The 11,907-nt window shown below is 69.9% G+C and carries 12 protein-coding genes; 7 read left to right on the top strand and 5 right to left on the bottom strand.

The window, feature by feature from the left end; genetic code table 11:
• Nucleotides 1-163: 163 nt before the first annotated feature.
• Complete coding sequence (locus tag KF708C_RS36370) at nt 164-334, top strand: hypothetical protein (RefSeq protein WP_020201042.1); 171 nt, start codon at nt 164-166, stop codon at nt 332-334.
• 190 nt (nt 335-524) lie between these two features.
• Here KF708C_RS36370 and KF708C_RS08760 read toward each other — a convergent pair whose 3' ends face one another.
• Nucleotides 525-1,604, bottom strand: coding sequence for a porin (locus KF708C_RS08760; RefSeq protein WP_029043193.1), 1,080 nt, complete (start codon nt 1,602-1,604; stop codon nt 525-527).
• A gap of 399 nt (nt 1,605-2,003) precedes the next feature.
• Nucleotides 2,004-2,777 (bottom strand): 5'/3'-nucleotidase SurE, encoded by a 774-nt coding sequence (gene surE / locus KF708C_RS08755; RefSeq protein WP_059411496.1) that lies wholly within the window; start codon nt 2,775-2,777, stop codon nt 2,004-2,006.
• A gap of 213 nt (nt 2,778-2,990) precedes the next feature.
• Here surE and KF708C_RS08750 point away from each other — a divergent pair, with 213 nt between their 5' ends.
• Both KF708C_RS08750 and KF708C_RS08745 read left to right on the top strand, forming a co-directional pair.
• A complete protein-coding gene (locus tag KF708C_RS08750) occupies nt 2,991-3,917 on the top strand; it encodes a DMT family transporter (RefSeq protein WP_059411850.1) in 927 nt (308 codons plus the stop codon).
• Complete coding sequence (locus tag KF708C_RS08745) at nt 3,901-4,692, top strand: helix-turn-helix transcriptional regulator (RefSeq protein WP_059411495.1); 792 nt, start codon at nt 3,901-3,903, stop codon at nt 4,690-4,692. Before KF708C_RS08750 ends, KF708C_RS08745 begins: the two co-directional genes overlap by 17 nt.
• A gap of 156 nt (nt 4,693-4,848) precedes the next feature.
• On the opposite strand, the gene KF708C_RS08740 is transcribed toward KF708C_RS08745, so the two are convergent.
• On the bottom strand, nt 4,849-5,136 hold the full coding sequence (locus KF708C_RS08740) for a hypothetical protein (protein WP_020202927.1): 288 nt from the start codon (nt 5,134-5,136) through the stop codon (nt 4,849-4,851).
• 470 nt (nt 5,137-5,606) lie between these two features.
• On the opposite strand from KF708C_RS08740, the gene KF708C_RS08735 reads away from it, so the two are divergent.
• Nucleotides 5,607-6,503 (top strand): hypothetical protein, encoded by an 897-nt coding sequence (locus KF708C_RS08735; RefSeq protein WP_059411494.1) that lies wholly within the window; start codon nt 5,607-5,609, stop codon nt 6,501-6,503.
• A 38-nt stretch (nt 6,504-6,541) separates the two neighbouring features.
• The gene (locus tag KF708C_RS08730; protein WP_059411493.1) at nt 6,542-7,681 is read left to right on the top strand and encodes a glycosyltransferase; all 1,140 of its coding nucleotides are present in this window, start codon (nt 6,542-6,544) and stop codon (nt 7,679-7,681) included.
• A 49-nt stretch (nt 7,682-7,730) separates the two neighbouring features.
• Here KF708C_RS08730 and hpnA read toward each other — a convergent pair whose 3' ends face one another.
• Entirely contained in the window at nt 7,731-8,732 is a 1,002-nt protein-coding gene (hpnA, locus tag KF708C_RS08725) for a hopanoid-associated sugar epimerase (RefSeq protein ID WP_059411492.1), read from the bottom strand.
• A gap of 157 nt (nt 8,733-8,889) precedes the next feature.
• Here hpnA and ispH point away from each other — a divergent pair, with 157 nt between their 5' ends.
• Together ispH and hpnH are read left to right on the top strand one after the other, a co-directional pair.
• Nucleotides 8,890-9,894 (top strand): 4-hydroxy-3-methylbut-2-enyl diphosphate reductase, encoded by a 1,005-nt coding sequence (gene ispH, locus KF708C_RS08720; RefSeq protein ID WP_059411491.1) that lies wholly within the window; start codon nt 8,890-8,892, stop codon nt 9,892-9,894.
• Nucleotides 9,895-9,928: 34 nt separating this feature from the next.
• A complete protein-coding gene (hpnH, locus tag KF708C_RS08715; protein ID WP_059411490.1) occupies nt 9,929-11,098 on the top strand; it encodes an adenosyl-hopene transferase HpnH in 1,170 nt (389 codons plus the stop codon).
• 76 nt (nt 11,099-11,174) lie between these two features.
• On the opposite strand, the gene KF708C_RS08710 is transcribed toward hpnH, so the two are convergent.
• Nucleotides 11,175-11,813 carry an MlaC/ttg2D family ABC transporter substrate-binding protein gene (locus tag KF708C_RS08710; protein WP_020202933.1) on the bottom strand — a complete coding sequence of 213 codons (639 nt, stop codon included), beginning with the start codon at nt 11,811-11,813 and terminating at the stop codon, nt 11,175-11,177.
• Nucleotides 11,814-11,907 lie beyond the last annotated feature (94 nt).

The following is an 11,907-nucleotide window of genomic DNA, read 5'->3' as shown; positions in this document are numbered from 1 at the left end:
ACGGCGCACGCGGCTGTCTGGCGCCGCCCAACAGCGCGGCCGCGCCAGGCGCTCCCTGAGGCACGGCAAAGGCGGCTTTGTGCCCCGCGCGCGGCCGGCACGGGAAATGCGATGCATCCGGGAAACGCCGGCGCCGATGCCGCAACCGTCCGGAGGATTGGCCATGCGAAGACTGCCGCTTCTCACGCTCTGCCTGCTCGCCGCCCTGGCCGGCATGACCGTGTTCATCTGCCTGTCCGGGGCGCTCACGCTGCACGACACCGAATACGGCAGCGGCACGGCCCTCGCCCGCTGCCTCGTGGACGAGCCGATGGATGCCGCGCGGCAGCAATGACCGCGGCAGGCACGGGGCAGGCAGGAACGGGAATGACGGACGGAAAAAAGGCCGGTCGTCCGACCGGCCCAACGATCCCTGCGCCAGGCAAGGTCGATATGAGACTTGGCGTGCCGGGTCGTCCCCGGCACGCCCGCTGTCACTGCGCGGCGCGGACGAATCCGCCCCGCGTCAGGTGTCAGGCATCAGGTCAGAAGCGGTGGCGCACGCCGATGGTGGCGCCGGTCTGGTTCGCGCCCACCAGGGCCGTGCCGGCGCCGTTCAGGCCCAGCGACGAGCCGTCCTTGTTCTTCACGTAGCCGATGTTCAGGTAGGCATCGGTGCGCTTGGACAGCGAGTAGTCGCCCGACAGCACGAACATCCACGGATCCCCGCCGCTGTTCTTGGTGTCGGTGTAGTAGGCCGCGCCGGTCAGCTGGAAGGCAGGCGTGAACTTGTAGCTCGCGCCGGTCCAGTACACGTTGCTGCGCTGAACCGCGGCGGTGGTGCTGGCGGTGCCGTCGTCACGCAGCCAGCGGTAGCCGGCGAACACCTTGGCGTCGCCGAAGGCGAACGCGGCGCCGAGGGCCGCGCGCTTGGCGCTGCGGTCCTGCAGCGCGACCGATGCGCCCTGGTACTGGTCGTAGGCGCCGCCGATCGACAGGCCGCCCACGGCATACGACAGGCCCGCGCCATAGTTGCGGCCGACCTTGTTCTCGCCCGGCACTTCGCTGCCGTTGGACACGGTGGCGTCGCGGCCGAAGCTGTAGAAGCCGGTGGCGGTCAGGCCGCCGAACTTGCCGGTGTACTTGATGGCGTTGTCGGCGCGGCCGTTGAACTGCGCGTCGACGTTGTTGAGCGAGTAGCGCGGGCCCACGCCCATCGGGTCATAGGCGCCGAACAGGTCGTACAGCGCGTTCTGCTGGCGGCCGAAGGTCACGGCGCCAAAGTCGCCCTGCAGGCCGACATACGACTGGCGGCCGAACAGGCGGTTGCCCTGGCCGGACAGGCCGGTGTCGATGTCGAAGCCGCTTTCCAGCACGAAGATGCCCTTCAGGCCGCCGCCGAGGTCTTCGACGCCGCGCACGCCCCAGCGCGAGCCGGACAGGTTGCCGGAATTCAGGCGGGTCACGGTGCCGCCGGCCGAGCCGGTGGCCGGCGTATGGTTGATGACTTCGACGCCGGCGTCGACGATGCCGTAGAGCGTCACGCCCGAGGTGGTCTGGGCGAACGTGGCGCCCGACGCTGCGGCTGCGGCCGCGGCGGTCATTACGAGGAGAGCTTTCTTCACTGGGTTGTTCTCAGTCTTATGGATGGATGAGGCGATCTGCCACGAGCCTGAAGCTGTTGCGGCTGACGCATTCTCTCCACCTTTCGTGAAAGCTTTATGTCCGTACAACGCAATAATTCGGTCATATTGCGGCCCCGCGTGACCGCCCGTCCCCGTGCGCAGGGCGCAATGTGCTCCCAACAGCACGATGGCGCCCCGCGCACGGTGGCCGCCGTGCGGCCCAGCTCGCGCGCCGCGGCGGAGAGGTTTTCAAGCTCGGCGGTGCGGACGAAGAGCTTGAGGTCGTCGCGGGAGTACATTCAAAGCCAGATTGATGATGTGGCACGGATGCCGCGCATCATCAAACGGCGCCGGACCCCGCGCAACGCGGAACCGTCACCCCTCCCCCCGCTCCGGTGGCTATTCCAGCCGCTCCGCCAGCCCCAGCGCCGCTTCCTCGTTCGTTCTCTCGAAGCGCAGCGGCGTGACCGAGACCCCGCCCCGGCCGATCACCATCGCCTCGCTGTCCGGCGCGTCGGGCCGCGGGCCGCGCGAGAACTGCAGCCAGTGGTAGGGAATGCCGCGCGGGTCGACATGGGCGCGCACGGCGATGTCCTTGACGAGGCCGGCGCCCTGGCGCGTGACGGTGAGCGGGCCGGCGGCCGCGGGCGCGACGTCGGGGAAGTTGACGTTGAGGCAGGCCTGCTCGCTCCAGCCGGCGGCGAGCAGGCGGAGGATGACGTCCGGAGCCAGCGCGCGCGCGGTTTCCCAGCGCACGTTGTCGCGGTCGGAGAAGACCTGGCTCAGCGCGATGGAGGGGATGCCCAGCAGCATGCCGGTCATGGCCGCGCCCACGGTGCCGGAGAACACGGTTTCGAGGCCGAGGTTGCCGCCGCGGTTGATGCCCGAGAGGACCAGCGTGGGCGGCGCGTCGGCCATCAGGTGGCGGGCGGCCATGACGACGCAGTCGCCCGGCGTGCCGGCGACGCCGAAGCGGCGCTCGCCCTGCCGGCTGAAGCGCAGCGGCGCGTGCAGGCTGATCGAGTGGGAGGTGCCGCTCTGGTCGTGCTCGGGCGCGACGACCCAGACTTCGCGCGCCAGCGTGGCGGCCACGGCTTCGAGCACGGCCAGCCCGGGGGCGTCGATGCCGTCGTCATTGGTCAGGAGAACGCGTTCCAGCAGGGGATGGGACATGGGCGGGAAAAGGTAGGAGAGGACGGGAAAGGACGAAAAAGGACGCAAAAGAACGGCAAGGCGGATGGCCGGCGGAAATCCAGCGGCAACTATAAACCGCGCGCGGCGGCGGCGCAGCCGGCGGGCATTGCCGGATTTGCCAAGACGGCCGGCCGGCGCCGCACTATGCTGCCGCGCATCGTCGTCCTTGCCGCGCCCCGCCGCGCCGATGCCATGCCTTCTTCCCGCCTTTCCCTGCGCGCCGGGCTGCCCAGCCTGGCCTTCGTGCTGATCTGGTCGACCGGCTTCATCGTCGGCCGCGCCATCGTGCCGGTGGCGCAGCCGAGCCTGTTCCTGCTCGCCCGCTTCGCGCTGGCGGCGCTGCTGTTCGCGCTGGTGGCGGTGGCCGGCGGCGCGCGCTGGCCGGCGCTGCGCGAGGTGCCGAAGCACCTGCTGGCGGGCGCGCTGCTGCACGGCAGCTACCTGTGCGGCGGCTACTGGGCCGTGGCGCACGGGCTGCCGCCCGCGGCGATGGCCTTGCTGGGCGCGCTGCAGCCCGTGCTGACGGCGCTGCTGGCCATCCCGCTGCTGGGCGAATTCCCGTCGCGGCGGGGCTGGGGCGGCCTCGCGCTGGGCTCGCTGGGCGTAATATTGGTAGTGGCTCCGGCCATGCTGGCCAGCGTATCCCACCCGGTTTCGCCGTGGGTGCTGCTGGTGGCCCTGCTTTCCATCCTTTCCATCACCGTGGGCACCATCCTGCAGAAAACCTCGATCGCCGCCGCCGACCTGCGCGCCAGTTCCGCCTGGCAGAACACCGGCGGCGCGCTGGTGGCCGGCGCGCTGGCGTGGCTGCTGGGCGAGACGCACTGGCAGCCGGGGCTGGCCTTGTGGTCGGCGCTGGCGTGGGCGGCGCTGGTGCTGTCTGGCGCGGGCACCTACCTGCTGCTGCGCATCGTCCGGCGCGGGCAGGCCGCCACCGCCGCCTCCCTGATGTTCCTGGCGCCGCCGCTGGCCGCGCTGCAGGCGTGGCTGCTGTTCGGCGACAAGCTGGGGCTGCTGCAACTGCTCGGCCTGGCCGTGGCTGGGCTTGGCGTGTGGCTTTGCCAGACCGGGCAGCCCGCCCGGCCGCCGCAACGTACCGGCCATGCCGCCGCGCGATGATCCCGCCGCGCGCGCGGGCCCGCCGGCGCCGCTGGTGGAGACCCGCGTCTACCGGCCGGAGCCGGACTGGCACCGGCACGGCTACACCCAGGTCCTGTTCGGCCTGGACGGCGCCAGCGAGCTGGAGATCGGCGGCCACCTGCACCGGCTCGATCCCGGCAGCGGGCTGATCGTGCCCGCCGGCGAGCGCCATGACTTTCTCGGCCTCGCGGACAACCGGCAACTGGTGCTGGACGTGCCGCCCGGCTCGCTCGCCGTGCCGGCGGCGCTGACCGGGCGCCCCCGCGCCTTCGCCGTCACTGCGGGCTGGGCCGAGCGCGTGCGCCGCATTGCCGCGATGCCGCCGGAGCCGGGGCGCGGCGGCTCGCGCCAGCACCACTGGCGGCTGGCCGCGGCGCTGGCGGGCGACCTCGCGCTGGGCCTGGACGTGCCGGAGCGCGACCGGCTCGCGCCGTTTCCCGTGGCGCAGATCGATGCCTACCTGCGCCAGCACCTGGACGCGCCGCTGCGCGCCGACGACCTGGCCGGCCGCTTCGGCTGGAGCGTGCGGCGCTTCCACACCTTGTTCCAGGAAGCGTTCGGCGACACCCCGCACCGCTACCAGACGCGCCTGCGCCTGGACCAGGCCACGCGCCTGCTGGCCGACCGCGGCCACGCGCTGGCGGACATCTCGCTGATGCTCGGCTTTCCCGACCAGACCACCTTCACGCGCCGCTTCGCGCAGCGTTTCGGCATGCCGCCGGGCGCGTGGCGCAATGCCGGCGCACGCGCATAGCGCGCCGTTCGCGCGCAACAAGTGCTGCTTGATCGCTGTGGGGGAGATTCGCATAGGCATCCGGCCACGCCCCGCGGAGAAATCGCAGGGGTGTTTCTTGTCGGCGGCGGGCGCGCGCGGACCGGAACGCGCCCGCCGCCGGGTACGTCCGGCGGGCTAGTTCCGGCAGAACATCCACGGCCCGATCTGCAGGCGGACCTGGCTGCTATCGGGGCAGTTGGATTGCAGGAAGGCGATCACGGCGTCGAGCTGGCGCCAGCGCCGGATGCTGCCGCGCACGGTCCCGAGCATGTAGGTGTGTCCCGCCAGCAGGAACTGCACGCGCCAGAAGCCGTCGCCCTGGCTGGTGACGACCGCGTCGTACTCGCATTTGAGCACCTGGGTGAGCCGGCCAAGGTCCGTGATGGTGATCCGGCCCGTTTCCTCCGTGTCCAGTCGATTCATATTGCCTCCAACCTCGTTGTCCTTCGATTATCAAAATCGACGCCGCAACTGGGCTTTTGTTCAAGGCGCCGCTAAAACCCAAGGCAATTTGAGACCAGTCGCGGCGGCTGGTTACTAGGCCATTTCGCAAAACAGCTTGAGAAATATCCCAAACACCGGTTTCGATTACCGTAATTGCCGCCGCGCGATTACCGCGATTACCGCGCGGCGGCACCTCGCCCGCATCGCGCGGGATGAAACGGGATGACGCGCGGCCCGGTCCGGCGTGCCGGCAGCCCGCGCGGGCGCTGGCGCGCCGGGGCTTCTGATACCTGCCGCGCACACGCAGCCCGCCGGGCCACGCTAGAATGGCTCCGGATCGTCAATTGCCAGGGGGAGCCGGGATGTCAGACGCGCTTGCCGCACCCAGCAGAACCGAGAAAACCGAAGAATCCGGCGCCGAGGCCCGGGCAACCGCCGCCGCGGCCATCATGGCGAAGACCGCCGTGGAGCAGGCGGACTACGCCATGCGCAACTGGACCGACCCCGAGCCCGGGCCGGTCCGCCTGGGCTCGGCCCGGCACCTGCGCCTGTTCTGCGACATGCTGCTGCAGACGCACAACCCCTACAAACCCGCCGTGATCGACTGGCCCCGGCTCGACCCGGACGCCCTGCGCCGCGTGACCTCGCTGCCGATCTGGGACATCGCCGTGCAGACCGAAGGCCGCGCGTCGGTGCGCGTGCAGGCGTTCGCCGATACCGTGGCCGACCCGCTGCTGCGCAGCGCGCTGGAGATGGACGGCGCCGAGGAAGCGCGCCACAAGGTGGTGCTCTCGAAGCTGGTGGAGGCTTACGGCATCGCGCTGGCGCCCGAGCCCGAGTACCTGCCGCCGACCGACCCGGAATGGGGCTGGCTGGCCACCGGCTACAGCGAGTGCATCGACAGCTTCTTCGCCTTCGGCCTGTTCGCCGCGGCCAGGAAGTCGGGCTATTTCCCCGCCGAACTGGTGGAAACCTTCGAGCCGGTCATCCAGGAGGAAGGCCGGCATATCCTGTTCTTCGTCAACTGGGCCGCCTGGTACCGCCGCAGCCTGCCGTGGTGGCGGCGCCCGCTGTACCTGCTCAAGGTGGCGCGCGTGTGGCTGTTCCTGATCCGGGAGCGCATCGGCATCGCGCGCGGCATCGAGGCGGACGGCTCGGCCAAGGACGCCAATTTCCCGATGAACATGAACAACTCGGCCGGCCTGGGCACCACCCTGACCGCGCGCGAGATGATCGATCTGTGCCTGAGCGAGAACGAAAGGCGCATGGCGGGATATGATCCCCGCCTCGCGCGCCCCGAGACCGTGCCCAGGCTGGCCCGGCTCGCCCGGCGCCTGTTGCGCTGAGCGCACCCAACCTTGTCTGTCCCCCGGAGTCTCCTGAGATGTTCCTGCTGTCCCTGATCCCGCTCGCCATCTGGTGTGTCCTGCTGGCTGCGCGCGGCGGCTTCTGGCGCGTGCGCAAGCCCGCGCCGTCGCCCGCGCCGGCGCGCTGGCCGGAAGTCGTCGCCATCATTCCCGCCCGCAACGAGGCGGCGGTGATCGGCGGCGCCGTGGCCAGCGCGCTGGGCCAGAACTACCCCGCGCGGCTGCACCTGGTGGTGGTGGACGACCACAGCACCGACGGCACCGCCGAGCACGCGCGCGCCGCGGCCGCCGCGCTGGGCAAGGCGGACGCGCTGACCGTGATCACCGCGCGCGAGCTGCCGGCGGGCTGGAGCGGCAAGGTCTGGGCGCAGTCGCAGGGCCTGGAAGCGGCCAACGCGCAGGTGCCCGGCGCGGCCTGGGTGTGGCTGACCGATGCCGACATCCATCACGGCGCCGGCGTGCTGAAGCAACTGGTGGCGCGCGCCGAGCACGAGCAGCGCGACCTGGTCTCGCTGATGGTGCGGCTGCGCTGCGCCTCGTGGTGGGAGCGCATGATCGTCCCGGCCTTCGTGTTCTATTTCGCCAAGCTGTATCCCTTCTCGCGCGTCAACGACCCGCGCAGCCGGGTGGCGGCCGCGGCCGGCGGCTGCATGCTGGCGCGGCGCGCGGCGCTGGCGCGCATCGGCGGCTTCCACGCGATCCGCAGCGAGCTGATCGACGACTGCAGCCTGGCCGCGTGCATCAAGCAAGGCGGCTCGATCCGCCTGGACCTGGCCGACGACAGCATCTCGGTGCGCCCCTACGACGACTGGCGCAGCCTGTGGGACATGATCGCGCGCAGCGCCTACACGCAACTGCACTATTCGCCGCTGCTGCTGGCCGGCGCGGTGGCCGGCATGGTGCTGACCTACCTCGCGCCGCCGCTGCTGGCGCTGGCCGGCGGGCTGCGCCTGTGGCCGGCCTGGGCGGCGTGGGCGGCCATGTCGGTGGCCTACGCGCCGATGCTGCGCGAGTACCGCCAGCCGCTGTGGCTGGCGCCGCTGCTGCCGCTGACGGCGCTGTTCTACCTGGGCGCCACGGTCGATTCGGCGCGCCGCTACTGGCTGCGCAAGGGCGGCCAGTGGAAGGGCCGCTCGCAGGCGCCCCAGCGCGGCTGAGGGCAGCCAAGCACGGTTGAGCGAGCGCCGGGCCGTGCCCCGGCGCGGCTCAACGCAGGTAGCCCGCGGCGCGGAACCACTCCAGCGCCTCGCGCAGCGCCTCCTGGTAGGGCCGCGACTGGTAGCCGAGCACGCGCCGCGCCTTGTCCGAGCTGAAGAACATCTGGTATTTCGACATGGACAGGCCGTCGGCGGTCAGGAACGGCTCCTTGCCGGTCACGCGGGCCACCGCCTCGGCCGCGTAGGCCAGCGGATAGAGCGGCCAGCGCGGCAGCTTGATGGTGGGCGGGCGGCGCCCGATCATGGCGGCCAGATCGGCCAGCATCTGCTGCAGCGTGACGTCCTGGCCGCCCAGGATGTAGCGCTCGCCGGTCGCGCCGCGCTCGAGCGCCAGCATGTGGCCCTCGGCCACGTCGTCCACGTGCACCAGGTTGAGGCCGGTATCGACGAAGGCGGGGATCTTGCCGCTGGCCGCCTCGACGATGATGCGGCCGGTCGGCGTGGGGCGCACGTCGCGCGGGCCGATCGGCGTGGAGGGGTTGACGATCACCGCCGGCAGCCCGTCGCGCGCCACCATGCCCTCCACCACGCGCTCGGCCAGCACCTTGCTGCGCTTGTAGGCGCCGATCGCCTCGTGGCCGCTCATCGGCGCGTCTTCGTTGACCGGCGCCGTTGCGCCGGCGACACGCAGGGTCGCCACGCTGCTGGTGTAGACGATGCGCTCCACGCGACAGGCCTGCGCGGCGCCCATCACGGCCTCGGTGCCGGCCACGTTGGTACGCACGATTTCCTCGGGATCGGGCGCCCACAGGCGGTAGTCGGCCGCCACGTGGAACAGGTAGCGCACGCCTTGCAGCGCCGCTTCCATCGCGCGCGCGTCGCGCATGTCGCCTTCCACGATCTCCACGGGCAACCCGTCCAGGTTGCGTCGCGGGCTTTGGGCGCGTACCATCGCGCGCACCCGGAAACCCCGTGCCAGGGCCTGCCGTGCCACGGCCGAGCCGAGAAAGCCGGAAGCGCCGGTTACCAGGACATAGTCTCCTGACGTCATATTACTCACGGAAAAAACCTCAAATTGTTACTGGCTAATGCCAGGTGCCAGGCAAAGGTTGCGGCACGGGTATATAGTAACCACCGTATGACGGGAAAGTGATTCCGGAATATCAACCAATGCTGAACCCGTTGACTGGGTCGGGGGGCCTATTTTTATGCAGGTGATTCTTGCTCAACCCCGTGGCTTCTGTGCCGGCGTAGTGCGCGCGATCGAGATTGTAGACCGCGCCCTGCTCAAGCACGGAGCCCCGGTGTTCGTGCGACATGAGATCGTGCACAACAAGCACGTCGTGGAAGGACTGAGGCGCAAGGGCGCGCGCTTCGTCGAAGAACTGGACGAAGTGCCGAGCGGCGCCGTCACCATTTTCAGCGCGCACGGCGTGTCCAAGGACGTCGAGGCCGATGCCCGCACACGCGAGCTGCACTCGATCGATGCCACCTGCCCGCTGGTCATCAAGGTCCATACCCAGGGTCGCCAGTACGCGGCCAGCGGCCGCACCGTGATCCTGATCGGCCATGCCGGCCATCCGGAAGTCGAAGGCACGATGGGCCAGATCCCCGGCAAGGTGATCCTGGTGCAGAGCGAGGCCGAGGTGGCCAAGCTGGACCTGCCGGACGACACCCCGGTCGCCTACGTGACGCAGACCACGCTGAGCGTGGACGACACGCGCAACATCATTGCCGCGCTGACCCGTCGCTTCCCCAACCTGGTGGGACCGGACACGCGCGACATCTGCTATGCCACGCAAAACCGCCAGAGCGCGGTGCGCGAGCTTTCGAAACAGGTGGAGCTGATCCTCGTGATCGGCGCCACCAACAGCTCCAACTCCAACCGGCTGCGCGAGATCGGCACCGAGAGCGGCGTGCCCAGCTACCTGATCGCCGACGGCAGCGAGCTGGACCCGGAGTGGGTGCGCGGCGTCGAAGTGGTCGGCATCACCGCCGGCGCCTCCGCCCCCGAGGAGATGGTCATGGACGTGATCGCCACGCTGCGCCGCCTGGGTCCGGTGGAAGTCTCCACCATGGACGGCCGCGAGGAGCACGCCGAATTCCGGCTGCCGGCCGAGCTGGCCGACCCGCCCGCGCGCCCGCGCACCGCCGCCGGCAAGGCCACTCCCGAGGCCGTGCCGCAGCCGGACCCGCAAACCGCCGCCGGATAATCATCCGGCCGCCCCCAATACAAGAAGGAAGTCAATGGCTATTCCCTTTCTGCAGGTCGCCCGCGTGGGCGCCTACGTCGTCAAGCAACATCTCTCCGGCAACAAGCGCTACCCCCTGGCGCTGATGCTCGAACCGCTGTTCCGCTGCAACCTGGCCTGCAACGGCTGCGGCAAGATCGACTATCCGGACGAGATCCTGAACCAGCGCCTGTCCGTGGCGGAATGCCTGGGCGCCGTCGACGAATGCGGCGCGCCGGTGGTGTCCATCGCCGGTGGCGAGCCGCTGCTGCACAGGGACATGCCGGAGATCGTCAAGGGCATCATCGCCCGCAAGCGCTTCGTCTACCTGTGCACCAACGCGCTGCTGATGGAAAAGAAGCTGGACCAGTACGAGCCCAACCCGTACTTCGTGTGGTCGGTCCACCTCGACGGCGATCAGGAGATGCACGACCACGCGGTCAGCCAGGAAGGCGTCTACGACCGCGCCGTGGCGGCCATCCGCGCGGCCAAGGCGCGCGGCTTCCGCGTCAACATCAACTGCACGCTGTTCAACAACGCCGAGCCGGAAAAGGTCGCGAAGTTCTTCGACTCGGTCAAGGACATCGGCGTGGACGGCATCACCGTGTCGCCGGGCTATGCCTACGAGCGCGCGCCGGATCAGCAGCACTTCCTGAACCGCAACAAGACCAAGCAACTGTTCCGCGACATCCTGCAGCGCGGCCGCAACGGCAAGAACTGGGCCTTCAGCCAGTCCACGCTGTTCCTGGACTTCCTGGCCGGCAACCAGACCTACCACTGCACGCCTTGGGGCAACCCGGCGCGCACGGTGTTCGGCTGGCAGCGTCCGTGCTACCTGGTCGGCGAAGGCTACGTGAAGACCTTCAAGGAACTGATGGACACCACCGACTGGGACGCCTACGGCACCGGCAACTACGAAAAGTGCGCCGACTGCATGGTGCACAGCGGCTTCGAAGCCACCGCCGTGGCCGATACCATCGCCCATCCGCTCAAGGCGCTGGGCGTGTCCCTGCGCGGCGTGCGCACCTCGGGCCCGATGGCGCCGGACATCCCGCTGGACAAGCAGCGCCCGGCCGACTACGTGTTCTCGAAGCACGTCGAGATCAAGCTCGAGGAAATCGGCCGTTCCAAGGCCAAGGCCGCCAACGACGCTGCCGCCCGCAAGGCCGCGGCGGCGGGACACTGAGCGACGGGCGCCCCTGCCGATGGGGGCGCCATGCCGGAGGTACCTTGCGTACCTCCGTGCGCCTGCCGCGCGGCGCTCAGGCGTCCGCGGTCTGGCGCGCGTTGTGGCTGGCCAGGTACTTGAGCAGGCCGTCGATGCCGTTGCGCGCGACGATGTCGGCGAACTGGCGGCGGTACACCTCGATCAGCCACGCCCCCATCATGTTGATGTCATAGATCTTCCAGCCATTGCCGCTGCGCTGCAGGCGGTAGTCGATCTGCATCTCGTCGCCGTTGTTCAGCACGCGCGTCTCCACCACCACGTCGTTGGCCCCGGCCGCCGCGAGAACCGGCTTGTAGGTGAACTTCACCTTCTGCTCGCGCAATTGCGACAGCGACACCGCGTAGCTGCGCACCAGCAGGGTCTGGAACTGTTCGTAGAGCTGCTTCTGCTGCTCGGGCGAGGCATTGCGCCAGGCGCTGCCCACCGCCAGCCGGGTGGTGCGCTCGAAATCGGCATAGGGCAGGAACTGGCGCTCGACCACGGCCGTGATCTTGGCCAGGTCGCCGTTGCGCGTGTCGGGGGTGGACTGGATCGTGCCGATCACGCCCTCGACCGCCGCGCGCACCAGGCGGTCCGGCGAGGACCGGTCCACCGACTGCGCCTGCGCGGCGGACACCATCGCCACCGCCGCGAGCGGGACCAGGACCTGGAAAGCAATACCGTGTGTCTTCATGCGAATTTAGACCTGAAAAAGCCAGCCGGGCCGCTGCCGGGCCGCTGCCGGCACTCGCCGGCGGAGCCGCCGGGAAAGCCGGATGGAAAGCAGG

This window comes from Cupriavidus basilensis, assembly GCF_000876015.1.
In the GTDB taxonomy this organism is placed as follows: Bacteria; Pseudomonadota; Gammaproteobacteria; order Burkholderiales; family Burkholderiaceae; genus Cupriavidus; species Cupriavidus basilensis_B.
This window is presented reverse-complemented; position numbering and strand designations above follow the sequence as displayed.